We start from the raw sequence: 20,661 nt of genomic DNA on the forward strand, positions 1-20,661 counted from the left end.
ACGTAGGAGCGAGCGCAGCTCGCGATGCGCCGCGCGGGCGGCGCTCGATCTGCGAGCCACCACAACAATCACGTCATGCCCTTGGTTGCCATCACGCGGTGTGCCTCGGCCGCCGAAGATTGGATCGGATCGCCCTCGCGCCTGTCTACCTGAAGGCGAACCGGCCCAACTGCTGTATGGTGGCCCGCCAAGCGAACCCTGATTTCCGGAGACACTGCATGCTGCATATGTTTGAGCGCCGGCTCGACCCTTTCCCTCCCGACGAAGCACCGCCACCACCGATGGGCTTGTTGCGCTTCATGTGGGCCTGCACCCGCGGCGCCCGCGGCTACATCCTGGCACTGGCGCTGTTGAGCGCGGGGGTGTCGATCTACGAAGCCTGGTTGTTCTCGTTCCTGGGCCAGGTGGTCGACCTGTTGTCGGCCTGGAAGGCCGGTGATACCACTGGCCCACAAGAAAGCCAGGTGCTGTGGGGCATCGGCAGCGTGCTGGTGATCAGCATCGTGCTGGTGGCCCTGCGCACCATGGTCCAGCACCAGGTGTTGGCTATCAACCTGCCGCTACGCCTGCGCTGGGACTTCCACCGGCTGATGCTGCGCCAGAGCCTGTCGTTCTTTTCTGACGAGTTCTCCGGCCGGGTCACCACCAAGGTGATGCAGACCGCACTGGCCGTGCGCGAAGTGCTGTTTACTGTAATCGAGATTCTGCCTGGCATCGGCGTGTACTTCATCGCCATCATCGCCCTGGCCGGGGGCTTTGACCTGAAGCTGATGCTGCCCTTCATCGCCTGGGTGGCCTTGTTCGGGCTGGCGATGCTGTATTTCGTGCCACGCCTGGGCAAGGTCGGCCAAGAGCAGGCCAACGCCCGCTCGTCCATGACCGGGCGGGTATCGGACGCCTACACCAACATCACCACCGTCAAGCTGTTCTCCCACTCCAAGCGCGAGGCGCATTTCGCCCGTGCTGCCATGGAGGATTTCAAACAGACCGGTTTCCGCCAGATGCGCCTGGTGAGCCAGTTCGAGATCGTCAACCAGGCACTGGTGGTGGGGCTGATTTTTGGCGCCGGCGGCTACGCACTGTGGCTGTGGCACCAGGGCCAGGTAGGCACTGGCGCCGTCGCGGCCATTACCGCCATGGCGTTGCGAATCAACGGCATGTCTCACTGGATCATGTGGCAGATGACCTCGCTGTTCGAGAACATCGGCACGGTGCAGGATGGCATGGCTACCCTCACCCGCGGCCCCAAGGTGCAGGACGCACCCGGCGCAGGCGAACTGGTCACCCGCGGTGGCGCCGTCACGTTCGACAAGGTCAGCTTCAACTACAACGGCGAGCGCCAGGTGCTGACCGACCTCAGCCTGCAGATCAAGCCTGGCGAAAAGGTCGGCCTGGTGGGCCGTTCCGGGGCCGGCAAGTCCACGCTCATCAACTTGCTGCTGCGCTTCTACGATGTGGACAGCGGTGAGATCCGCATCGATGGGCAGAATGTGGCGAAGGTCACCCAGGACAGCCTGCGCAGCGCCATCGGCATGGTCACCCAGGACACCTCGCTGCTGCACCGCTCCATCCGTGACAACATCGCGTATGGCCGCCCGGACGCCAGTGATGCGCAGATCCGCGCTGCCGCCGCCAACGCCCAGGCCGACGGCTTCATCAGCCAGCTCAGCGACCGCCAGGGGCACAGCGGCTACGACACCCTGGTGGGCGAACGCGGCATCAAGCTGTCCGGCGGCCAGCGCCAACGCATCGCCATTGCCCGGGTCATGTTGAAGAACGCGCCTATTCTGCTGCTCGACGAGGCCACCAGCGCGCTGGACTCGGAGGTGGAGGTGGCAATCCAGGAGAGCCTGGACGAAATGATGGAAGGCAAGACCGTGATCGCCATCGCCCACCGGCTGTCGACCATCGCGGCCATGGACCGGCTGATCGTGATGGACGACGGGCGCATCATCGAGCAAGGCACCCACGCGCAGCTGTTGGCCAAAAACGGCGTCTATGCGCGCTTGTGGCAGCATCAGAGTGGCGGGTTTCTGGGCGAGGACCAGGGCGTGGCGCAGTTGCTGGACTGACGGCTACGGCCGGTGCTCTAATCCAGCACCGGCCGCAGCAGAGGCTGGGCTTTGGGCAACGGTGTCAGGTAGCGCAGGCCACACCTACACCCGAATAATGGCTTTGAGTACAGCCTTGAACGTGTCCAACTGCTCAACAGTGAACTGGCTGAACACCTTGTCCTGCTGCGCTTGGGCGATACCCCACAACGCTTCGGTTTCATCCACTCCCTTCACCGATAAACGCACACGGCCTTCGTCATCGGCGATCAGGCCCTTGCGCTTCAGATTGGCTACGGCTTCTTCGATCTCCCGCGCAGGCATCGCCACCTCACGCTGCAGATCGTTCAGGCTAAGCCCGGCGTCGTTCTCCAACACCATCAGCATCCGTGCTTCGCTGGTGCGCAGGCCGGTGCACAGCTGGCGTGGCTGGTAGTCCGCCTGATAGGCGCGCAGGGCCTGGGTCATCAGGTAGTACAGGTTATGCTGCAGACGGCCCTGGAAGTGGCTGCTTGGGGCCTGCCCCTCTGCCCGCTGGGTCATGCGCGTGTGGGGCAGCACCATAGAGTAGGCGCCCTGGTGATACAACAGCGGCGAGCGGCCACAATCGTCGAAAGCCACCACCTTGCCAACCATAATCCAGTGATCGCCACCGTCCAGTTGCTGGAACTTCTCGCACTGGAAGCGCGCTGCGCAGTCGCTGAACAGCGGCGCACCACCGGCACCGGGTTCATGGTCGATGCCCGCGAAACGGTCTTCTTTTGGGCGCGCAAAAGTATTGGACAGGTCGACCTGATCGGCAGCCAGCACGTTCACGGCAAAGTGGGACGCCTCTTCGAACACCTCATGGCTGGTGGAGCGTTTGTCGATGCTCCACAGAATGAGTGCAGGGTCCAGCGATACCGAATTGAAGCTGTTGGCCGTGACGCCCACCTTGCGACCGCTGGGGCCGGCGGCAGTGACCACGGTCACACCGGTGGCAAAATTGCCCAAGGCGCGACGAAAGGCTCGTGTATCGAACTCGGTGGCAGGGGTTGAATTGGACATGCAAGACTCCCAAGCAGGCCATGCAGGCCCGCCGTTGATATTGTTGTGATTGTTTTCCAGGGGTGAGCGAACGCGCTCAGACCATCGTCGGGTCAGGCTCCAGGCCCATCAGTTCGCGGCCAAGAATCTGCGCGCAAACGTCGTAGTCGGTGTAGGCGTGGGCGCCGGTCATATGCGAATCACGGAACAGCCGTTGCATTTCGTTGCTTTCGAACCACGCGCCACCGCCAGCGGCCTCCATCAGGCGATCAACCGCCTGGATGCACATCTTCACTGCGTAGCCCTGGTTGGTACGCCAGAACGCCAGGGTTGCCCGCGAGGGGTACTCGTGACGCTCGCTGTACTGGGCGATTTCATCCCAGCTCTTTTCCAGCAATGCCCGCGCGGCAGCCACTTGATGGGTGGATTCGGCCAGGCGCATCAGGGCCGGCGTGGCAGCGCCAACCGCAACACCGGTGTACGCCCGCACCCGGTTGCGGGTTTTCTCGCGGAATACCTCGAGCATACGCTCGGCGATGCCCAGGCTGATGGTCGAGAACCCGCTGGCAAAATACGGCCGGTACGGCGCATAGAAAATCTTGCTGTCCGGGTAAAGGCCAAAGCCCGCAGACTTGCCTTCCATCATGTCCTTGGCTTTCTGGATACGGTGTTCGGGCACGAAGGCATCGCGCACGATCAGGGTCTTGCTGCCACTGCCGCGCATGCCCACGGCATACCAGTCGTCACGGATGTGGTAATCGCTGCGCGGCAGTACCGCGAAACAGTAATCCTGTGTGCCCTCGTGGTTGGGGCGACGGAAGCCCATGATGGCCCACTCGGCATGGTCACAGCCCGAGCTCCAGCCCATTTCGCCGCTGAACTTCACGCCACCTTCCACTTCTTCGGTGCGGCCAAACGGCGCAATGCTGCTGCTGGCTGTAGCGTCCGCGTCCAGGCCCCAGACTTCCTGCTGCAGTTGCGCGGGGAACATCGCCATCTGGTGGCTGTGGGTGCACAACAGGCTCATGGCCCAGGCCGTACTGGCACACGCGCCCGCCAGCACCGCCACGCACTCGGCGAACTGCGGCAGTGAAATTTCCATGCCCCCAAACTGCTTGGGCAAGAAGGCGCGGTGCATGCCGATGCCCTTGAGCAAGGCGATGTTCTCTGCCGGAACGCTGCGATCGTGTTCAGCCTTGAAGGCATTTTCGGCAATGGCCGGCAGGATGGCCTTCAGGTCTTCCAGCAAAGGATTTGGCTTTTTCATGAACGGTCTCTTTATTATTGGATAACCAGCGACCACCCGTTATGCGGCGTCGGGTAGCCGAACAGTCTCGAAGACGCGCTCAGTATGTGGCGGGGGCTGTGGGCGAGAAATGCACGTTACAGGGGGAAAATGGTACTTTCCATGGCATTGCCATGCCGCGCTGCCCACAACGATTGACCCCTGCGGCGGTGCGCACCACAATCCCGAGCCAACCGCGAGTGGCCTGCCCGCACCCTTGATGGAGTAACACCGTTGAAAGCGCTTTCCCCTTCCGCAGCCCGTGTCTGTGACGTAGCCGTCGACCACTTCGCCACCTACGGTTACGACGCTTCGTCGCTGAACGAAATCGCGACGTTGGCCGGTATGCGCAAAGCCTCGCTCTACGCCCATTTCGCCAACAAGGATGCCTTGTTCGTAGAAGCCTTCCAGCGTGCCCTGGCCGTGGAAACCGCCTTCGTCGAGGGCGCCTTCCAGGAAGAAACTACCCGTCAAGCAGCGCCTGGCCATTGGCTGGTATTGCAGCTGGCTGAGCGCTATCAGGGGTCGGAGAACCTGAGGTTCATCCTGCGCACAGCATTTCTGCCGCCTGCAGATATCCGCCCGATCATCACCTCCGGGTTCGAACAGTACCTGGAGGGTATACGCGAGGGCTTCACACAGGCGCTGCAGGCACGCCACAGCTGGGCAGCCGACGACACCACGCGCCTGGAGATCTATGCCGACGCCTATCTGGGGATTATCGACAGCCTGCATGTGGAGCTGATGTACGCGAACCCTGCCGTATACGCACGGCGAGCCGCATCGTTGCTGAAGATTCTCGACGACTCGTTGTCAATCAACCGCTGACAGTCGTCAGGCAGATGCGGATTTCAGGGGCTGATTTTCTTCATTTCGTCCAGCAGCTGCATCAAGGCGTGAAGTTTGTCTGCACCGAACTGGCGGAGGATTTTTTCGTAATTGCGGTTCATCTCCTCGCTCATCGACATGAATGCCTGTTGGCCTTTCACGGTCAGGCTGATGAAGACACGCCGCTGATCCTCGCTCGACTTGCGCCGTGAGACGATACCGTCACGCTCCAGCCGCTTGAGCACACCGCTCATGCTGGGTTTGAGGATGCAAGCCAGGTCTGCCAATTGATGGCTCTCCAGTTCGCCCTGCTGGCGCAGGATACGAATGACACGCCATTGCTGTTCAGTCAGGTCGTGGGCATTGAGTGCCGGGCGGAAAAACGCCATGGCAGCTTCACGCGCCTGCAGCAGCGTGAGGGTGAGGGATGGGCGTGGAGTGGTCATTGCGCGAGTCAGGGTCATCAATGGGAGCGTGCTGGCGAGTATGCCAGCACGCGCTCATTAATACATTAACCAATTATTCCACGAGCAACTGGTAATGGCGTTTCTTGCCGAGGCTCACCCGCCACTGTTGTGGCCCTGGTGGCAGCGGGTCATCGACCGAGCGAGCCACCTGGCCATTGAGGCGTAGCCCACCGCCCTCTGCCAGCCGCCTGGCAGCGCCACGGGAAGGCTGCAACCCCGCCTGCACCAGCACCTCGGCCAGGCTCTGTACCTGTAACGTACTGCGGGCTACGGTGTGGGTTGTCAGCCCTTCGCTTTCACCTTGGCCGTACACGGCCTCGGCGGCTTCGCGCGCGGCAAGTGCGGCAGCCGGGCCATGTGCCAGGGCAGTGACTTCATCGGCCAGCAGCGCCTTGGCCTGGTTGAGCGCAGCGCCGCCCTCCTGGGTAAGTTCAGCGATACGCTGCAACGGCAGCTCGGTGAACAGGGCGAGGAAACGCGGCAGGTCGCGGTCGTCGCAATTGCGCCAGAACTGCCAGAAATCAAAGCTGGGCAGGCGGCGTTCATCGAGCCAGACCGCGCCGTTGAGCGATTTGCCCATCTTCTTGCCGTCACTGTTGGTCAGCAGTGGCATGGTCAGCCCGAACAATTGCCGCTGATCACGGCGGCGCCCCAGTTCCACACCATTGATGATATTGGCCCACTGGTCGGCGCCGCCCAGTTGCAAGGTGCAATCATGCTGACGGGCCAGCTCGGTAAAGTCATGGGCCTGGAGCAAGGTGTAGCCGAACTCCAGAAACGACAGCGAATGCTCCCGGTCCAGGCGTTGGCGCACCGAGTCGAAGGTCAACAGACGGTTGATGGAGAAGTAACGCCCTACCTGGTCCAGGAACTGCAAGTAGCCAATGCCATCCAGCCACTGGGCGTTATCCACTACCCGGCCTGCGCCCTCCCCCAAGGTCAGGTAGCGGCCGAATGTACGGGTGATACCGGCAATGTTGGCCTGAATCTGTGCTTCATCCAGCACGGGCCGGCTTTCATCGCGAAAGCTTGGGTCGCCGATACGGGTTGTGGCGCCGCCAATCAGCAGTATCGGCGTATGCCCGGCCTTCTGCAGCCAGCGCATCAGCATCAACCCCTGAAGGTGCCCGACGTGCAGGCTGTCAGCGGTGGCGTCGAAGCCCAGGTAGAACGTGCGCGGCTGCGCTTGCAGGTGAAGGCGCAAGCCTTCCAGGTCGGTACTCTGGTGGATGAAGCCCCTGGCTTGCAGGTAGCTGATCAGGTCATGTTGCGGGTCGCTCATGAGAACTCCTGGGTTGAGTAAGGCCCGAGGAGCAAGACACACGTCCAGCCGCCCCGGGCGGATGACGTGCACGCAGCAACGACCGCCTCAGCTTGAGGTGGCGTAGCGGCGGTAACGAGGGATATTGGTTAACATGTTCATAGCGAGCATGATCTTCGAGCAAGGCCCGTTCGTCAATCCCAACGCTCCACACCGATTTGGCAGGCATGTCATAAAGCGTGTCACGCTCAGGCAAGACGCCTACCGATCGATAGGTGCTCAATGGTATCCCATGGACTGCCACGGCACAGGCCCTTTCACAATTCCAATACAGCAGGCTGCGTCATGATCAACATCGAGACCCCTACCTATTACACCGCGACCAAGAAGTACAACCTCAGCTTTCCCACCCTGGAAAGCGACGTCGAAGCCGACATGGTGGTAATCGGCGGCGGTTTTTCGGGCATCAACACAGCCCTGGAACTGGCTGAAAAAGGCATCACCAACATCGTGGTGCTAGAAGCCCGTTACCTGGGCTTTGGGGGTACCGGCCGCAATGGCGGGCAGATCATGGCGGGTATCGGGCACGACCTGGAGAAGGTGCGCAGCAGTGTTGGCGACCAGGGCTTGAAGGAGATCTTCGAAATCAGCGAGCTGGGCGCCAGCATCATCAAGCAACGCATTGCCCGTTATGACATCGACGCCGATTTCTGCCACGGCTACGGCTACATGGGCTTCAACAAGCGCCAGGAGCAAACCCTGCGTACCTGGGAAAAACAGTTCAAGGCCATCAATACCCAGGATGAAATCCGCTTTCTGGGTGGTGCGCAGGTCAGGCAGATCATTGGCAGCGATGCCTATACCAGCGCCTTGCTGCACATGGGCGGGGGCCATGTGCACTCACTCAACCTGCTGCTCGGCGAAGCCAAGGCCCTGGTCGGCCACGGCGCACGTATCTTCGAGCACAGCCCAGCCCTGGAAGTGACCTATGGCGAACGCATAAAAGTCCGCACCGGGCGCGGTTCGGTGCGTGCCAGCAAGCTGCTGTGGGCGTGTGACAGTTTCCTGAACAAGCTTGAGCCCGAGCTGCATGCACGTACCATCAATACCTATGCCTTCCAGATGATGACCGAGCCGCTGTCTGATGAATTGGTGCACCGCATCAGCCCCATCCGCGGCGCCTACAGCGACATACGCCCGGTGATCGACTATTACCGCGTCACTCGGGAAAACCGCCTGCTGTTCGGTGCCGCCACGCCGTTTGTCGAGCATGTACCGCTGGACCTCAAGCGCTGGAACCGTGCGCTGATGCTGAAGATTTTCCCCTACCTGAAGGACGTGCGTATCGACCTGGCCTGGGGCGGCCCGATGGCCACCAGTGCCAACCTGTTTCCGCAAATCGGCACCCTCAGTAACCGCCCGAATGCGTTTTACGTGCAAGGTTACTCGGGGTTTGGGGTTACCCCCAGCCACATCATTTGCAAGGTCCTCGCCGAAGGGATGCATGAAGGCTCTTCGCGCTATGACCTGATCAGCTCGGTCAAGCACGCCCGCATTCTGGGCAAAGACCATTTCCGCCCGCTGCTGCTCACTGCCGGCAAGACCGTGCACCAGCTGTCGGGCTATTTCAACGGCCGCCGCTGAGCCATCCCTTACCCACTGGAGAACTGCCATGACCCTCACTGTTGCCCAACACGGCATCCAACTGACCGAACTCGATGCCTGGGGCACTGTTGCCGACCTGGGCTCGGAAATCCTCGAAGGCGAAGTCAAAGCCTTCGGCAAGATGACCCACGGCGCCCCCACCGACGCCATCAGCAGCGCCTACTTCGGCACCACGCGCGGCAAGTTCCGCATGGTGTACCCGTTCAGTGAGCAGGCGGTGGTGGTAACGGGTGAAATCCAGCTGACCGATGAATCCACTGGCAAGGTCAGCCGCCTGAAGGCAGGCGATGCCTGGTTCGTGACCAAAGGCACGCCGGTGCTGTGGGAGGTCCTGAGCGAATCGTTCGTCAAGCACTACTTCGCCGTCGCCTGACCACAGGCCTGCTGCGCCGGCCGCCAGCGCCTTGCGCCCTGGCGGCCTTTTTTATGGCGCAGCCGGGCAGCCTAGCGCATGGCGAGGCCCATGGCGGTGGCCCTGTAGTCTTTCGGCGATTGGTCGAACTGCTTTTTGAACGACCGGCTGAAGTGGGCTGAGTCCGTGAAGCCCCACTTGTAGGCGATGGCCGTGATCGACTCACGCTTGAAGAACGGGTTGGCCAGGTCTTCAGCGCTACGGGTGAGCCGGGTACGCTGAATGTACCGGCAGACACTGTCCCCGTCCTCTTCAAACAGGCGATACAGGTGGCGCACTGAAATGTTCAGACCGCCAGCCAGGGATGCCGGCGTCAGCCCAGGCTGGGACAACGATTGATCGATCATCTTCTGCACATAGCTGCGCAGGTTTTGGCTACCCAGCGCTTCAACGCCGTACCGGCTGCCCTCCCCCAACTCCAGACCTGGCTCCAGCAAGGCCGTGAAGGCTGCTTGCAGGGCTGCGCCCTGACTGCTGTCTTGGTCGCCGCGCTCGTCCTTGCACAGCTGGTCCATCAGGGCATGCAGCATTCGCCCGCAGGCATTGCTGGAAGAGATCTTGCCCACCAGGCAGTCCCGCCCGGTCACGTGCTTGCACACCTGATCGCGGGACAACGCCAGCGAGACATGTTCGATCAGGCCCGCCGGCTTGATCTCGCAGCGCCCCACCGAGTCCATCAGCATCAGGTCGCCAGGGGCCAGCTGGATGGTCAGGCCTGCCTGTTCGACGGTGGCATGCCCTGAGCGCTGCAACACCAGAAAACAATGCTGGTCATCATCCACGTCCGGGTTGCTCCCAAGGCGGCGGATGACGCCGGCATTGGTCCGCAAGGAGGCGACGGGCAAACCGGCACGGGTCTGCGCGCAGACGTCGCCGATGAACAACGAAGGGTTGCAAGCCAGCTGCGTTTCGAAACGGCCACAGATGCTCTGCATGGCGGTGGTCCAGCGATCAAGGCCCTGGTGTTCGGGTTGATGAGTCTGCATGGTGCCCTCGACGCGAGTTTATTGTTATAACGGCATTGATAACATGTTAACAATGACGATACAACTGTCACAATTGGTCGAAGAAGCTGAGCAACAGCCATGCCAAAGGGCATCAGAGGTGTACGAGTATCTGGTTGAAGCTGGTCAGGGAAGCGAGCAGATGCCCGCGCTGCTGCGCGCTGATTGGAATATAACGGCGCAAGGCCGGCATGCGATTGACCACCTCGCTTGCCCCCATGTGCTCAAGGGCCAGGTGCCATTGGCCGCGCCGGCACGAAAGCGTCAGGCGCTTGAAGTCCAGGGGCATCAGTGCCGCCATCAGGGCTGCATCAGCCGCCAGCCGGTCACGCACCCGTGCGAACAGTGCCTTGTCCCCACCGGAATACACGCAGGCCAGGCCGGTGCGGCGCAGTGCTCCGGTATGGCGCAGCTTCATCTGCACCTCGCCCTGTTGCAGGGCGGGCACCTCCAGGCGGAACTCGCACGTCACCACATGCATCAACAGGTGCGCCTCGACGCACTCATGCACCTCAGCGTGCCAGCGCTGCTGAGGGCAATGCAGTTGCGCGGTGCCCGCCTGGGCCTGCAGGATTTCCAGCGGGCCCAGGTTGCGCAACAGGTGCCCCAGGGTCACCCCTGGGCGGTAACCTGCCGGCGCACGCGGCGCCAGCCAGCGCTCACGCAAATGTCTGATCATGCTGCGAGTGCTCCGACAGGGTGTTGGGTTCGGCGGCAAATTCCTTTTCGAGCACGTCCTCTACCCGCGCAGGCTTGAACGGGTTTACCTTTTGCACGCACAACGACCAGAACAGGGCGTAGGCTGCAGTCCCCCCCAGCATCACTGCAAACGGCACGTAGACGTCTGCCGGGTTCATCCCGGGCGGCGTGATGAACAGCATGCCGATGATGATACCTGCGCTGGACACGATCTGCGGCAGCGGGAACAACGGTGAACGGTAGGCACGTGGCAGGTCGGGCCGACGAATGCGCAGGATTACCACCGACAGGGTCACCAGCAAGTAAGCCGTGCTCCAGGCGCACACTGCCGCCAGCACCAGGTGCAGGATGTTGTCGGGGTTGCCACCCAGGTACCAGGCATGCACACACGGGATCAGCGCCACCACCAGAATGCACAGCAACGGGGTTTTGAAACGCGGGTGCAGGTAGGTAAACACCTTCGGCAGCGCGCCGTCGAGAGCCATTCCGTACAGGATGCGCGGCACGCCGGCCATCAAGGTGTTGATGGTTGCCGCACCGGCGAACAGAAAACCGATGCCCAGCCACACCGGGCCGATATCACCCATCACCTGTTCGGCAAACCGCGGGATGGCCATGGGCGTGTCCAACAGATGCACGCCCGTGGCGGCATCGATCACCACGTTTTCGACCTGGCGCTTCATGGCCGCGCCATAGATGAACATGCAACTGGCTACACCGACCAGGCCCAGCGCCATGGCCCGTGGCAGCACCCAGGCCGAGCGACGCAACTCGGGTGCAAGGGGGGTCACAAACTCGCAGCCCACAAACATGAACATGGCCATGCCGATCAGCGACAAAATGGTCATGAGGTCGGTGCCCACCATGGAGGCGCCAAACGGCCCTTGCAGTTCCACGGCCGGGGCGGCGATCAACCCCAGCACACCGAACACCATCAGCGTGGTCCACATGCCGAAGGTAAGAATCACTTCTGCACGGCTGAAGGCACTGACGCCGAATGCGTTGAGCACCGCGAACGCGATCACGAAGCCTACCCCCAGCAACCAGGAACCACCCGCCGACTCGGCCAGGGTGTTGAGGTGCTCGAAGTTCACCAATGCCATGACCCCCGACAGAATCGTTTCGGCGGTACCGGCGAACACATGCACGATGAGGTAGGCCGACAGGGTGCCAGTAATGGCGAAGAAGCGGCCCATGCCACAGTTGATGTAATCGTAGACCGACCCGGTGGTGGGCAATATGGACGCTGCTTCGGCAAAGGTGGTGGACTGGGCCAGCATCATCAGCGCGGCGATCACCATGGCTACGGCAAACGCGCTGCCACCGACGCCGAAGCCCATGGTGGCGGTGAGGATCACGGGGCTGGCCATGATCAGCCCGACGGTGCTGGCCAGTGCGGTTGGAAAACCAACCGTGCCTTGGTTGAGGTGCTCGGTGAGCCTGTTGTTGAGTGACATCGTTGTGCCCCAGCTTGTTGTTATGGCAATGAACGCGGCAAGTGATCCTTCACGCACAGGTTGTGCTGCCCTGCCTGGCCACTGTGCGCCGGCCACCAGGTAACGTCTTGCCCCTGGCTGCCGGTTGCTTTGTTGCTCTCTGCCAGGCCAGCCCATTGACGATGGCAGGCAGGGTCATGCCGCTGTCACAGCCGTCCAAGATCAGCGTGGCGCCTATCACTATCCTCCAGATTCTGGCGGCCTGCGGGCCGACCTTCACCTGTTCGAGGATTTTTCATGAGCGATGTACAGCTTCTCCCCTCCGTCCATGCCTTCCTGGCACGGGACCACGGCCTGTTCATCGCGGGGCACACCGTTGCAAGCAGTGGCAGCGCCACGGTTGCCGTGGTGAACCCTGCCAACGGGCAGGCCATCGCCCAGATTGCCGATGCCAACCAGGCCGACGTCGACCTCGCCGTGGGCTCGGCACGCCAAGGCTTCGCCCAGTGGTCGCGGACCAACCCGGCAGCACGCGCGGGGGTGCTGTTCAAGCTTGCCGACTTGCTCGAAGCCCACCGCGAAGAGCTGGCCCAGCTGGAAACCTTGCAATCGGGCAAGCTGATCGGCCTGTCGCGCGCCTTCGAAGTCGACCAGGCCGCGCACTTTCTGCGGTACTACGCCGGCTGGGCGACCAAGATCACCGGCCAGACCATCACCCCGTCGCTGCCGTGCTTCGCGGGCGAGCGCTACAGCGCCTACACCTTGCGCGAACCCATCGGGGTGGTTGTAGGGATCGTGCCCTGGAACTTCGCAACGATGATTGCCATCTGGAAGCTGGCTTCCGCGCTGACCACCGGCTGCAGCATCATCATCAAGCCGAGCGAATTCACCCCCTTGACCCTGTTGCGCATTGCCGAGCTGGCCACCGAGGCAGGGCTGCCAGCCGGCGCCTTGAACGTGCTGACCGGGGGCGGCCATGTGGGCAAGGCCTTGATCGAGCACCCCGGCACTGACAAGGTCTCGTTCACCGGCTCGGTGCCGACCGGCATCGCCGTCGGCCAGGCGGCCATGGGTGCCAAGCTCACCCGGGCGACGCTGGAACTGGGGGGCAAAAATGCCGTGGCGTTTCTCCCGGACGTAGGCCTGGACAAGGCCGTAGACGGCATCATCGAGGCCGGCTTCCTGCACGCCGGGCAGATTTGCGCCGCCGGTGAGCGCTTTTATGTGCACCGCTCGCGCCTTGACCCGCTGCTAGAAGCCCTCTCGCACCGTCTGGGCCAGCTGAAAACCGGCTCGCCCCTGGATGAAACCACCCAGTTCGGCCCGGTGGCCAACAAGCCGCACCAGCAGAAGCTGGCGGAACTCTTCGCCACGGCCCGCGCCGAGGGCAGCCAGATCATCCATGGCGGGCGCATTGGCGAAGGGCCCGGGTGTTATGTCGAGCCGACGGTGATCCTGGCCAAGTCTGCCAGCGACACCCTGCTCAACCAGGAAACGTTCGGCCCGGTGGCCACTTTTCTGCCCTATGACAGCGAAGAAGAACTGCTGCAGTTGATGAACGCTTCGCCTTATGGGCTCAGTGCCAGCCTGTGGACCAACGACCTGGGCAAGGCCATGCGCATGATCCCCGACATTCAGGCGGGCACACTGTGGGTGAACATGCACACCCTGCTGGATCCGGCGGTGCCGTTTGGCGGCATCAAGGCGTCCGGCATCGGCCGGGAGTTCGGGTCGGCGTTCATCGACGACTTCACCGAGCTCAAGTCGGTGATGATTCGCTACTAGCACCCCGACGCACCTATCTGTGAGAGCAACTGCCCTGCACCAGATCTGAACGTTGGTGCAGGGTTTGCCTTTAGCCTAAAGACCGTTTGACCTGAATCGCCAGTACGCTTAGGATTCGCAAACCTACCGTCCGGTAGGTAGCAAAGCGATGAGATTACCATGCAACCTAATCAATCCTCCGCAGTACCTTTCAAACTGGCGCTTGGGCTGGGCATGATCGGGGCCCTGGGGCCCTCTGCCGTCGACATGTACCTGTCGAGCCTGCCCGAGATAGCCAATCAGTACCAAGCGAGTTTCACCCATGTGCAACTCACGTTGACCTTCTTCCTCCTGGCCATGGGCGCCGGGCAACTCATATTTGGCCCCATCGTCGACGCCTACGGCCGGCGCAGGCCGTTGATGGCTGGCCTGCTGCTGTTCATCCTGTGCTCGTTCGGCGCCGCGATGGCGCCAACCCTGGATACATTGATCGCGCTGCGGTTCTTCCAGGGGCTGGGCAGCGCCCTCACCCTGGTGGTGATCATGAGCATGGTGCGTGATGTAAGCCATGGCGTAGCCGCGACCAAGCTGTTCGCCCTGCTGATGACCATCGAAGGGGTGGCGCCTATTCTTGCCCCCGCGCTGGGTGGCGTCATCGATGCGCATTTCGGCTGGCGCGCAGTGATGCTCGCACTGGCCGGTATGGGCCTGGTGGTGTGGCTGAACAGCTTGCTGAACCTGCCCGAAACCCTGCCTGTGGAGCAGCGCGAAGCCCTTAGCCTGCGCAGCGCGTGCAAAACCTACCTGGCCATCCTCGCGGATGGCGGCTTTCTGCGCCCCACCCTGGCCGTGGCTGCCGTGTTCTTCTTCCTGTTCGCCTACATCGGCGGCGCGACACTGGTGTACCAGCAGTACTTCGGCATGAGTGCCCAGGCGTTTGGCTTGCTGTTTGGCGCCACGGGTGTGTCGGTCATGCTTGGCGCACTGTTCGCCAGCCGGCGGGTCAGCCGCTATGGCCTGAAAAAGCTCAGCACAGTAGGCGTGCGCTGCATGGCGCTGGGTGCCCTGCTGACCTTGGTCAGTACCCTGAGCGGCCTGGGCTTGCCGGGTGTTGCCGGGGGTATGGCCTTGGCGCTGTTCGGGCTGGGGATCGCAGAGTCCACACTGATGTCGCTGGTGATGTCATCCCAGGACAAATCCCTGGGCTCTACCGCTGCCCTGTTGGGGGCAATCCAGCTGTCGGTGTCGTCCAGCGCCTCCCCGCTAGCGGCCATGACGCTGCAGTACGGCCCTGCGGGCTGGGCCGTGCTTCTGGCCGCCAGCACACTGGTTGTGTGCCTGCTGACGGCCCTCAGCCTGCGTGGTGTGCAAGCAGGTTACTCGTTGGCGGGTCACTGAGGTCAGGCATGAACAACACCCTGCTGGGCGCCACTATTTGCGGCGCCATTATTCTGTTTGGCGTCTTTTACCACCTGGGCGGCTGGGTGCGCGCCAAACGGGGCAGAGATTCGTCTGACAAGCCGCTTTGAGCACAGGACACGGGCGCTGGCAGGGAGGGTCAATCGGCCAGGCAGGCAAACACAAGACGACCTACCAGTCGTTAGCGAAACTGGCAGTAACTTGCGTTTACCTGGCCAGCCCGTTCGACCCGGGCGACACAACAATAAAACCCAAAGGGAAGGTGCCACGCGCCTTCCACGCAGTGAGACCCGCCATGACCCTCGACACCCGTATCGACTTCATCTACCTGTCCGAGCAGGACATGATTCGCGCAGGCGTGACCGACATGCCCGCCTGCGTCGACACCATGGAAACCATGTTCGGCCTGCTCTACCACGGCGACTACCGCATGGCAGGCCCGAACAGCGACTCGCACGGGGCGATGATCACCTTCCCTGAACATTCGCCGTTCCCCACCATGCCCAAACCCACCGCCGACCGCCGCATGATGGCGATGCCAGCGTACCTTGGCGGCAACTTTCAGACAGCAGGCGCCAAGTGGTACGGCTCCAATATCGCCAACCGCGAAAAAGGCCTGCCCCGTTCCATCCTGATGCTCACCCTGAATGATGCCGACACCGGCGCGCCACTGGCGCATATGTCGGCCAACCTGCTCTCGGCGTACCGCACCGGCGCCATCCCTGGCGTGGGCGCCCGCCACCTGGCCCGCAAGGATGCCAAGGTGATTGGCCTGGCCGGGCCGGGCGTGATGGGCAAGACCACGGTCGCAGCGTTCATGGCCGTATGCCCGCAAGTGGATACGCTCAAGATCAAGGGCCGTGGCCAGAAGAGCCTGGATGCGTTCGTCAGCTGGGTCAGCGCCACCTTCCCGCAGATCGTCAACGTACAAGTGGTGCAGACTCTGGAAGAAGTGGTGCGGGGCTCGGACCTGGTCAGCTACTGCAGCTCTGGTGAGGTCGGCGACCCCGCCCGCTACCCGCTGGTGAAGCGCGAGTGGGTAAAGCCGGGCGCGTTCCTGGCCATGCCAGCCCCCTGCAGCATCGACGCGGGCATGGAGCAGGCCGACGTGCGCAAGGTGGTGGACAACACCGGCCTGTACCAGGCCTGGTTCGAGGAACTGCCCAAACCTGCCCACCATCATGTCCCCCTGGTGGGTGTGCGCTTCATGGACATGATCGCCGAGGGCACCCTGCTGCCCGAGCAGGTCGAGGACATTGGCAAGATCATCGCTGGGGCAGCGCCTGGGCGCCTGAACGACGACGAAATCATCTTGATGTCCGTTGGTGGCATGCCCGTTGAAGACGTGGCGTGGGGCACCGTGGTGTACCGCAACGCCCTGGAAAAAGGCATTGGCGTCAAGCTCAACCTGTGGGAACAGCCCGTTCTCAGCTAACCCTGACTCACCCATCGAAGGCACCCCCATGACCCAGATCACCAAACTGATAACAGGCTCCAAGTTCGAAGACATGGCCAGCTACTCCCGCCTGGTCGCGGTGGACAACTGGATCTACGTTTCCAACACCGCAGGCCGCAACCCGCAGACGCAACTGATCGCCGAAGACGTCATCGAGCAGACCCACCAGGTGTTCGCCAACATCGAGAACGCCTTGGCAGCAGTCGATGCCAGCCTGGCCGATGTGGTCTGCTCCCGGGTATTCATTCAGCAGCCCGCTGATGTACCCGCGGTGATGGACGTGATTGGTCAGAAGTTTCGCGGTATCGACCCGGCCACTACCGTCACCTGCCCGCCGCTGGGTTCGACGGTGTACAAGGTGGAGCTGGAAGTGACCGCCTACCGTGGCGCCTCGCAAGCGGATGTCAGGCTGATACGCCTTGGCCAATAACCACTGACGCCAAGCTGTACCACCTCAACTTATTGCTGCGGAGTAACGCAATGCCCCCTGCCATCGACCCTGTCATCACCAGCACACGGCAACCGGACGCCACCACCGTTGTGATCATCGGCGGCGGCATCGTCGGCCTCACCGCAGCGCTGACCCTCGCCGAACGCAACATCCCGGTGGTCGTGCTGGAAAAGGGCCGCATTGCTGGCGAACAGTCCTCACGCAACCTTGGCTGGGTTCGCAAGACCAACCGCCATGCCCACGACATACCCCTTGCGCTGGCAGCGGACCGCCTGTGGGCCGAAATGCCGCAACGGGTGGGCAGTGACGTGGGCTATCGCCAGGCCGGGATCATGTTCGTTGGCCGTGACGACACGCAGATGGGCCTGCATGAGGGCTGGCTGAAAAGCGTCGAACACCTGGGCCTGGACTCACGCTTGTTGAGCAATGCCGAGATCAGCCGGCGGGTGCCGGGCGGGCGTACGCAGTGGGCAGGTGCCCTGTACACCGCGTCCGATGCCCGCGCCGAGCCGACACTGGCTGCCAGCGCCATCGCCCGAGCAGCGATGGCCAAGGGCGCCGTCATCCTCGAACACTGCGCGGTACGTACCCTGCAAACCAGTGCCGGGCGTGTGAGCGGTGTGGTGACCGAGCAGGGCGAGATCCGTTGTGATCAGGTCTTGCTGGCAGGCGGCATGTGGTCGCGCAGGTTTCTCGGCAACCTGAACATCGACCTGCCAACCCTGCCATTGGTCTGTTCGGTACTGCGCACCCAGCCCATGGAAGGCCCGACCGAGATTGCCGTGGGGGCTCCTGACTTCTCGTTTCGCAAACACATCGACGGGGGGTTCATCATTACCCAGCGCGGCAAGCTGGATGCATTTCTCACCCTCGACCACCTGCTGTTAGGCAGGCGTTACCTGCCACAGTTGCGAGCGCAGCGCGACTTCTTGCAGATTCGCCTGGGGAAGGCGTCAATCACCGATCTGGTAATGGCCCGCCGTTGGAAGGCCACGGATGTGACCCCGTTCGAGCGCATCAGGGTGCAGGACCCGGCTGCCAATACCTCACTCAACGGTGACGCGTTGCGCAACCTGAGCGCGGCGTGGCCGGTATTCCAGCAGGCGCGCATTGCCAGTGCCTGGGCCGGGACCATCGACGTCACCCCCGATTCCAACCCGGTGATCAGTGCGGTATCCAGCCTGCCCGGCCTGACCCTGGCAACGGGGTTTTCCGGGCACGGCTTCGGCACCTCGCCTGCTGCCGGGCAGTTGGCAGCAGACCTGGTCATGCAACACAGGCCGTTGATCGACCCCAGCCCGTATCGCTTCGACCGCTTTCAATGAGCCCGGCTTGGCGGGCTCATCGGCTGCTCAGCCCGGCGTCTGCTCTGTACTGACCGCGGCCGCTGGCTCAGGCGCAGTGGCTTTGGGTTTTGCACGGTTGCGGCGGGCCTGGTTGAAGTGCCGCGCGGCTTGCTGCTTGGCGTGCAGCGCCTGGGCGGCGGTCACACTGCCCGCGGCCTGGCCGTTCAAGTCCAGACGCGGCGCGTTTTCCACCATGCACGCCCAGTAGCGCGTGCCTTTGCACCAGGTGGCAATACCCAGTTTGAGCTGTTCACGGGTCAGGCCGAGCAGCTCAAGGTGTTGCTCGGCATCCTTGAAGATGCCCTCTTTGAGCGGCACCTTGGGTGCAGGGTTGACCGGGAACGCCAATGGAAAATGCTTCTGCAAAGGCCATATGGCTTCCACTGCGGGATCCTGGCGGCGCGGGGTCGCCTGGGGGGGCGATTTGCGCGGCGCCGGCTTGGGCCGGTCGGCCTTGGCCTGTTCCTTTTCTGCCCGCAGGCGGTCACGGAGCTCCGCTAGTTGTTCAAAACCCATAGTTCAGTTCACTGCTTAGAAATTGATTTCGGTGTGCAAGGATATGCCATACGCGGCTCCGGGGCACCCCAAACCGTTGCTTTTACCCGCTCTACTCTTTGCTCAGGTCGACCAATGGCACCTGACGCACCTCGGTTTCGCGCCCGCCCTGGATCTCGCTCACCTGCTGCAAAGCCTTGTCCACGGCCGTTTTGTCCGCCAACAGGCTGTAACGGATGTGGAACTGGCGCTGCTCCTTAGGGCCAATTGTCGGGACCAGATTCAGTGGCCGCTGGTAACGACGGTTGTAGGAAAAACTCGTCCCAGGCTCGAGGCCGGTGACATAGCCCTGGCCCTGGGTGTCGGTGTTCTTCCACAGCGAAAACACCGGCAGCGTGCGGGTATTGAAGCCCACCGCAACGCCCAGGCTGCCTGCCTTGTTGTGCAACACGGTCAGGGTATCGCCCTTGGCATCGGCATACGGCACCACGTTGTAGACCGTTTCATCGTAGTCCTTGGTGGGGGCGCGGTAGGTTTGCCAGTCAGGCAGGTCGCCCTTGGCCTTGTCGTTGAACGGTGAAACCTGTTTTACCGGGGCGGCGAAACGCGCCCCCTGCTCCAGAAACGGGGTGCTGAAGTTGCTGTGGTACAGCGCCTGGTATTCCTTGGGGTAATCGCCCTGGTTGGTGAGGGTGTCGTTGATGGCAAACGCCACGCTGCCCGGTTCGGTGACTACTTCGGTCGCCACGGCAAAGTCCACCTTCTTGAACGCCTGCTCCTTCAGTTCGCCACGCAAGGTGATGGCGTACGGCGGTTTTTCGTCGATGTGCAGGGTGACCTTGCTGGCCGGAATGTTGGCAGCACGGCCATGCAGGGTCAGCAACTCACCGTTGTCGACGCCAGGGTGGCCCACCCATTCATAGCCGCAGCGGGTGACCAGTTCGTTGAAGCCTTCCAGCCAGCCCAGGCCATTGCGGCCATTGAGTTCGATGAAGGACGGGTTCACCACTTCGGTGACCGGCGAGTCCCAGCCCATGCGCACCGGGCCCACCGAGGCCTTCAGGATGTTCATGCCACGGGTGGGGACCACCGACAGTTTCAGGGTGCCGTTGTCGATATCCACGATGCTCACGCCTTCCTGCCGGCCTCCGTGCAGGGTGCGCAGCGTAACGCTGAAGGGCTTGTCGGTTTTCACACCGAGCGACTGGCTGGTGACCTGCCAGTTCTGGGCAGCTTTGTCGGTGTCGAGCAATACGTAGTCCCAGGCCAAGGCGTGGGAAGTGGCAGACAGGGTTGTGAGCGCGACGATCAGTTTCAAAGGGGGCATGGTGGTGGCCTTTCTTGGTGTTGTGGATTGCTTATAGAGCGAAAGAAACGATTCAGCAAGTTTGCATTGGCCGCCATAGCGCTTGCTTCTACGGTTGTTCCGGGCCGCGCCATCTGCGCACGAACGCCTTGGCGTATGACGCAATACCGTGCCGTACCAACAAGGCGGTCGCGCGCGCCCGCAACAGGCGTGACTGGCCCGAAATACGTGACTGGCCCGAAACAACCGTAGGAGCGAGCGCAGCTCGCGATGCGCCGCGCGGGCGGCGC

The 20,661-nt window shown here is 62.4% G+C and carries 19 protein-coding genes; 10 read left to right on the top strand and 9 right to left on the bottom strand.

The annotated features are described in order from the left end of the window. Positions 1-218 precede the first annotated feature (218 nt). Positions 219-2,072: an ABC transporter ATP-binding protein gene (locus IAE38_RS21795; RefSeq protein ID WP_201165348.1), complete on the top strand. Its 1,854-nt coding sequence runs from the start codon at positions 219-221 to the stop codon at positions 2,070-2,072. 84 nt (positions 2,073-2,156) lie between these two features. Here IAE38_RS21795 and IAE38_RS21800 read toward each other — a convergent pair whose 3' ends face one another. Beyond that, positions 2,157-3,098, bottom strand: a complete 942-nt coding sequence (locus IAE38_RS21800) for a p-hydroxyphenylacetate 3-hydroxylase reductase component (protein ID WP_201219212.1) — start codon at positions 3,096-3,098, stop codon at positions 2,157-2,159. Between the two features lie 76 nt (positions 3,099-3,174). Then, positions 3,175-4,344, bottom strand: a complete 1,170-nt coding sequence (locus IAE38_RS21805; protein ID WP_201165354.1) for a p-hydroxyphenylacetate 3-hydroxylase oxygenase component — start codon at positions 4,342-4,344, stop codon at positions 3,175-3,177. A 252-nt stretch (positions 4,345-4,596) separates the two neighbouring features. Here IAE38_RS21805 and IAE38_RS21810 point away from each other — a divergent pair, with 252 nt between their 5' ends. Further along, on the top strand, positions 4,597-5,190 hold the full coding sequence (locus IAE38_RS21810) for a TetR/AcrR family transcriptional regulator (protein ID WP_201165355.1): 594 nt from the start codon (positions 4,597-4,599) through the stop codon (positions 5,188-5,190). A gap of 23 nt (positions 5,191-5,213) precedes the next feature. Here the strand turns inward: IAE38_RS21810 and hpaR are convergent, their stop codons facing one another. Next, a complete protein-coding gene (hpaR, locus tag IAE38_RS21815; protein ID WP_201219223.1) occupies positions 5,214-5,636 on the bottom strand; it encodes a homoprotocatechuate degradation operon regulator HpaR in 423 nt (140 codons plus the stop codon). Between the two features lie 73 nt (positions 5,637-5,709). Further along, complete coding sequence (tyrS, locus tag IAE38_RS21820) at positions 5,710-6,939, bottom strand: tyrosine--tRNA ligase (RefSeq protein WP_201219214.1); 1,230 nt, start codon at positions 6,937-6,939, stop codon at positions 5,710-5,712. A gap of 324 nt (positions 6,940-7,263) precedes the next feature. Between tyrS and IAE38_RS21825 the strand changes: the two genes are divergently transcribed. Together IAE38_RS21825 and IAE38_RS21830 are read left to right on the top strand one after the other, a co-directional pair. Then, on the top strand, positions 7,264-8,562 hold the full coding sequence (locus IAE38_RS21825; RefSeq protein ID WP_201219215.1) for an NAD(P)/FAD-dependent oxidoreductase: 1,299 nt from the start codon (positions 7,264-7,266) through the stop codon (positions 8,560-8,562). 28 nt (positions 8,563-8,590) lie between these two features. After that, positions 8,591-8,956, top strand: a complete 366-nt coding sequence (locus IAE38_RS21830; RefSeq protein WP_201165360.1) for a cupin domain-containing protein — start codon at positions 8,591-8,593, stop codon at positions 8,954-8,956. A gap of 71 nt (positions 8,957-9,027) precedes the next feature. Here IAE38_RS21830 and feaR read toward each other — a convergent pair whose 3' ends face one another. From feaR to IAE38_RS21845, 3 genes are all read right to left on the bottom strand, one after another. Continuing rightward, positions 9,028-9,981 (bottom strand): transcriptional regulator FeaR, encoded by a 954-nt coding sequence (gene feaR, locus IAE38_RS21835; RefSeq protein WP_201165362.1) that lies wholly within the window; start codon positions 9,979-9,981, stop codon positions 9,028-9,030. A gap of 112 nt (positions 9,982-10,093) precedes the next feature. Then, a complete protein-coding gene (locus IAE38_RS21840; protein WP_201165364.1) occupies positions 10,094-10,678 on the bottom strand; it encodes a DUF3156 family protein in 585 nt (194 codons plus the stop codon). Then, positions 10,659-12,155 (bottom strand): APC family permease, encoded by a 1,497-nt coding sequence (locus IAE38_RS21845; protein WP_201165367.1) that lies wholly within the window; start codon positions 12,153-12,155, stop codon positions 10,659-10,661. The genes IAE38_RS21840 and IAE38_RS21845 overlap by 20 nt, the downstream gene beginning before the upstream one ends. Before the next feature lie 276 nt (positions 12,156-12,431). Between IAE38_RS21845 and IAE38_RS21850 the strand changes: the two genes are divergently transcribed. The 6 genes from IAE38_RS21850 to IAE38_RS21870 all read left to right on the top strand — a co-directional run bounded on the left by IAE38_RS21850 (position 12,432) and on the right by IAE38_RS21870 (position 18,549). Then, the gene (locus IAE38_RS21850; protein ID WP_201219216.1) at positions 12,432-13,919 is read left to right on the top strand and encodes an aldehyde dehydrogenase family protein; all 1,488 of its coding nucleotides are present in this window, start codon (positions 12,432-12,434) and stop codon (positions 13,917-13,919) included. Positions 13,920-14,078: 159 nt separating this feature from the next. Beyond that, positions 14,079-15,296, top strand: coding sequence for a multidrug effflux MFS transporter (locus IAE38_RS21855; protein WP_201219217.1), 1,218 nt, complete (start codon positions 14,079-14,081; stop codon positions 15,294-15,296). Positions 15,297-15,304: 8 nt separating this feature from the next. Continuing rightward, a complete protein-coding gene (locus tag IAE38_RS24115) occupies positions 15,305-15,427 on the top strand; it encodes a hypothetical protein (protein ID WP_268933379.1) in 123 nt (40 codons plus the stop codon). Positions 15,428-15,612: 185 nt separating this feature from the next. Continuing rightward, complete coding sequence (locus IAE38_RS21860; protein ID WP_201219218.1) at positions 15,613-16,752, top strand: tyramine oxidase subunit B; 1,140 nt, start codon at positions 15,613-15,615, stop codon at positions 16,750-16,752. Between the two features lie 28 nt (positions 16,753-16,780). After that, complete coding sequence (locus tag IAE38_RS21865) at positions 16,781-17,203, top strand: RidA family protein (protein ID WP_201219219.1); 423 nt, start codon at positions 16,781-16,783, stop codon at positions 17,201-17,203. A gap of 50 nt (positions 17,204-17,253) precedes the next feature. Beyond that, positions 17,254-18,549, top strand: a complete 1,296-nt coding sequence (locus IAE38_RS21870) for an NAD(P)/FAD-dependent oxidoreductase (RefSeq protein ID WP_201219220.1) — start codon at positions 17,254-17,256, stop codon at positions 18,547-18,549. A gap of 27 nt (positions 18,550-18,576) precedes the next feature. Here IAE38_RS21870 and IAE38_RS21875 read toward each other — a convergent pair whose 3' ends face one another. Beyond that, the gene (locus IAE38_RS21875) at positions 18,577-19,086 is read right to left on the bottom strand and encodes a ProQ/FinO family protein (RefSeq protein ID WP_201219221.1); all 510 of its coding nucleotides are present in this window, start codon (positions 19,084-19,086) and stop codon (positions 18,577-18,579) included. Positions 19,087-19,177: 91 nt separating this feature from the next. Beyond that, positions 19,178-20,392, bottom strand: a complete 1,215-nt coding sequence (locus tag IAE38_RS21880; protein WP_201165379.1) for an aldose 1-epimerase family protein — start codon at positions 20,390-20,392, stop codon at positions 19,178-19,180. Between the last annotated feature and the right edge of the window lie 269 nt (positions 20,393-20,661).

This window comes from Pseudomonas sp. S32 (assembly GCF_016648095.1).
In the GTDB taxonomy this organism is placed as follows: domain Bacteria; phylum Pseudomonadota; class Gammaproteobacteria; order Pseudomonadales; family Pseudomonadaceae; genus Aquipseudomonas; species Aquipseudomonas parafulva.

Excerpts from the sequence above, each read along its gene's own strand:
- IAE38_RS21795 (WP_201165348.1), top strand. The coding sequence starts at position 219 with ATGCTGCATATGTTTGAGCGCCGGCTCGACCCTTTCCCTCCCGACGAA.
- IAE38_RS21800 (WP_201219212.1), bottom strand. The coding sequence starts at position 3,098 with ATGTCCAATTCAACCCCTGCCACCGAGTTCGATACACGAGCCTTTCGT.
- IAE38_RS21805 (WP_201165354.1), bottom strand. The coding sequence starts at position 4,344 with ATGAAAAAGCCAAATCCTTTGCTGGAAGACCTGAAGGCCATCCTGCCG.
- hpaR (WP_201219223.1), bottom strand. The coding sequence starts at position 5,636 with ATGACCACTCCACGCCCATCCCTCACCCTCACGCTGCTGCAGGCGCGT.
- tyrS (WP_201219214.1), bottom strand. The coding sequence starts at position 6,939 with ATGAGCGACCCGCAACATGACCTGATCAGCTACCTGCAAGCCAGGGGC.
- IAE38_RS21825 (WP_201219215.1), top strand. The coding sequence starts at position 7,264 with ATGATCAACATCGAGACCCCTACCTATTACACCGCGACCAAGAAGTAC.
- IAE38_RS21830 (WP_201165360.1), top strand. The coding sequence starts at position 8,591 with ATGACCCTCACTGTTGCCCAACACGGCATCCAACTGACCGAACTCGAT.
- feaR (WP_201165362.1), bottom strand. The coding sequence starts at position 9,981 with ATGCAGACTCATCAACCCGAACACCAGGGCCTTGATCGCTGGACCACC.
- IAE38_RS21840 (WP_201165364.1), bottom strand. The coding sequence starts at position 10,678 with ATGATCAGACATTTGCGTGAGCGCTGGCTGGCGCCGCGTGCGCCGGCA.
- IAE38_RS21845 (WP_201165367.1), bottom strand. The coding sequence starts at position 12,155 with ATGTCACTCAACAACAGGCTCACCGAGCACCTCAACCAAGGCACGGTT.
- IAE38_RS21850 (WP_201219216.1), top strand. The coding sequence starts at position 12,432 with ATGAGCGATGTACAGCTTCTCCCCTCCGTCCATGCCTTCCTGGCACGG.
- IAE38_RS21855 (WP_201219217.1), top strand. The coding sequence starts at position 14,079 with ATGCAACCTAATCAATCCTCCGCAGTACCTTTCAAACTGGCGCTTGGG.
- IAE38_RS24115 (WP_268933379.1), top strand. The coding sequence starts at position 15,305 with ATGAACAACACCCTGCTGGGCGCCACTATTTGCGGCGCCATTATTCTG.
- IAE38_RS21860 (WP_201219218.1), top strand. The coding sequence starts at position 15,613 with ATGACCCTCGACACCCGTATCGACTTCATCTACCTGTCCGAGCAGGAC.
- IAE38_RS21865 (WP_201219219.1), top strand. The coding sequence starts at position 16,781 with ATGACCCAGATCACCAAACTGATAACAGGCTCCAAGTTCGAAGACATG.
- IAE38_RS21870 (WP_201219220.1), top strand. The coding sequence starts at position 17,254 with ATGCCCCCTGCCATCGACCCTGTCATCACCAGCACACGGCAACCGGAC.
- IAE38_RS21875 (WP_201219221.1), bottom strand. The coding sequence starts at position 19,086 with ATGGGTTTTGAACAACTAGCGGAGCTCCGTGACCGCCTGCGGGCAGAA.
- IAE38_RS21880 (WP_201165379.1), bottom strand. The coding sequence starts at position 20,392 with ATGCCCCCTTTGAAACTGATCGTCGCGCTCACAACCCTGTCTGCCACT.